This is a genomic window from Polaromonas sp. P1_E3 (genome assembly GCF_056405935.1).
Genome location: NZ_JBFUBD010000349.1, coordinates 1 through 2,788 on the forward strand (window position 1 = coordinate 1; position 2,788 = coordinate 2,788).

Here is a 2,788-nt window from a genome sequence, read left to right on the forward strand (position 1 = left end):
GCGCAGCAGCTCGATGTTGAGCACATCGGCCAGGTAGGGCTCGAACGCCTGCACCGGCAGCCTGTCGACTACCAGCCGGCCCTGCGCCTGAATCGGGCTCAAGCCGAGATTGCCGTTGAAGTCAACCTTGCCGGGCTCAAACCGCCCGGTGGCCAGACGCAGCGAAGCGGTGAGCGGCATCAGTTTGGCGGCTTGCGCCTTGGCGTCCAGTCTGTCGTCCAGCACCAGCCCGCCCAGCTGGGCTTTGGCGGCGGTCACTTCAAACACCACCGGCTTGCTGCCCGACTGGTCGGAAAAGGACATCGCGCCGCCGTCGAGCTGCACATCGGCAATGGCGACGGCCCATGAAGGCGCCGCCGCGCGTGTTGCGGCGTCGGTAGGGGGCGGCGCCGGCGTTGCGCTGCCCGGGCTCGCCATCCAGCGCTGGTACATCCAGCGTTTGTCGGTGTCGCGGTCGACTTTTGCCTTGGGCTGGTCCAGCTGCATTTTGGCGGCCTTGAAGGACTGGCCTGTCACGTCGATATCGACCTGCGCAAGCTCGACACGCTTGACGGACACCAGCGACACCTTGCCCTGCGCCAGCAGGATGTCGCTGACAGCCAGCTGCGGGGCCGTGAGCTGCAGTTGCTGCGGCTTGTCACCGCTGGGCGCCCGCCAGTTCACGCCGAGCTGGGCGTCGAGCTGCCCGTTCAGTGCCGGCAGCAGGAACTGTCCGACGTATTTGGCAGCCATGCCCAGCGGCCAGGCTGCCACGGTGGCCGTGGCCTGGGCGGCCTGGTCGGTGGCTGTGCCGCTGAAGGTGAGCAGCGCCGGCGTTGCAAGCGCCTGAGCAGGGGGCGGCGCCGGTGTTTTGGCCGACGGCTTCGCACCGGGTTTGGCCGGTGCAAGCACTGGCGCTGTGGGAGGTGGTTCCAGCCCCAATGAACCGTTGAACTGCAGGGGTGCGTTGGCTACAAAAGGCATGGCGATGCCGGAAGCATCGAGCGTGAGCCCGGCCAGGCGGATGTCGGCTGGTGACGCCAGCGTTTCGTCGAGCCAATTCACACGGCCGGCACGCACCGCCACGCGGGCGATCTGCACTTTCCAGGGAGCGGCCGAAGGCGCTGTGGTTTTGGCCGAAGGTGCGGGCGCCGCCGACGCTGCAGCCGCCGGGGTGCCGGCCGAAGCCGCTCCGGCAGGCACCTGGGCTTGACTATTGGAAGCATTTTGGCCTGCAGCCCCTTCTGGCTGTGCGCCAGCAGCTCCTTTTTTAATAGCATCCGGCGCGCCAGGCGGCAGCAGGTTAAGCCGCCCTGCCCGGTCACGGGCGATGGATAGCGTGGGGGCCGTGAGCTCTACCGAAGACAGTTTCACAAACTGCTCCAGCGGGCGCACATCGTCCATCGTGACCTGCAGGCGCTCAAAGGCCAACAAGTCGGCGGAGGCTGGCGGTTGAGTTTCGCCCTTTGCAACGCGCTTGACGGATGCGCCGGGTTTTGCGGCCGGCGCCGGCGCGGCGGCAAGCGCCTGCCCGGCCGTTTGCGCTGTCAGCACACGAACCTTTTCCGCCGTCACGGTGCCGGRAATCCGCACCACGGTGGCGGGTGTCTGCTCAAACGCGACTTTGGCGTCTGCATGCAGCACCGCGCTTTGCAGCCTGACGGGCAAGCTCGCCGGCCAGTAGCCCAAATAAGGGTTCAGGTCCAGCCCGCGCAAGGTGAGGGTGGCGTCGGTTTTGTGGGTCTGCGCAAAGGGTGTGCCTTCAGCGGCGGTGTCAAAGCTGCTGCCGTTGAGCTTGAAGGCCAGGTGTGGCGAGGTTTTGACCTCTCGCTGGGACTTGAGGTTGCTCAGGAACGGAACCGACAGGCCCAGTTCGCGCAATTCGTGGGTCTTGCCGACGGACTGGTCGGTGAAGTCCATGCGCCCGCCGCTGACCACGATGTTGTAGACCGCGAACCGCGGCGGGTCGCCGGCCGGGGCGTCTGCGGGCGTTTTGAAGCGCTCCAGGATGTCGTCGATGTCGTAACGGCCCTCGCCTTGATGTGTCAGGAAGCCTACCGGTTCGTCTACCTGGACCGCGTCGGCCACTGGCGCGAATCGCAGCAGGGATTCGAGTTCGGCATCTATATATAGGCGCTTGATGGAAAGCTGGGGTGTTGCCTGGGGAGAAGCGGCTGAAACGCCACCTACGGCAGCGGCGCGGGCGATGGCCAGATCGTGAAGAGTCAGCTCAAGCGACCAGGGCTTGAAGTCGACCTCGCCCACGGTGACCTGCCGGCCCAGCTTTTCGGAGGCGATCTTCTCAAGTTGGGATTTCAGGATGGGCGGCACAGCTGCATAGGCCAGCACCCATAGCAATAACAGCAGGCCGACAGCCCAGGCGGCACGGCGCTGCCACAGCGGCGACCGGGCCACCGCGGCTGTCCTGGCCGGCAATGTCTTGCCCATTTCGCGCCATTTGACCTCTCGCCAGTTGATTTCCCGCCATTTGTTCTTCAAATCTTTGATTGCCATAGGCGTCGAGTTTTTAGCGCCGGGGACGTCAGGTCAATGATTTATTTGAAAAAGACGGTCAATTGAAGGGCATTAAGAACCTGTTTACGGCCTAAACGGGGCCGCGTTGGGGTGCAATCGGGATGAGTGGGCCGACCGGGCACGCCGCATGGGCTAATGCCCATGCAAGGGCTTGGGTGGCTCAATCGCCCGATTTCACCCCAACCCGGAGGGCAAGTGCCTTCTCGGGCGGTCTGCGGCGTTGCGGCGCTTGCCCATAGGCGGGCTATGGGCGGCGCACCGCGCCTTGCCTCCC

The 2,788-nt window shown here is 65.2% G+C and carries 1 protein-coding gene; it reads right to left on the minus strand.

Features of this window, described 5'->3' with window-relative positions:
• A partial coding sequence (locus AC1D0Z_RS18980; protein ID WP_477659743.1) for a DUF748 domain-containing protein occupies positions 1–2,493 on the minus strand: 2,493 nt, incomplete at its 3' end.
• Positions 2,494–2,788: the final 295 nt, after the last annotated feature.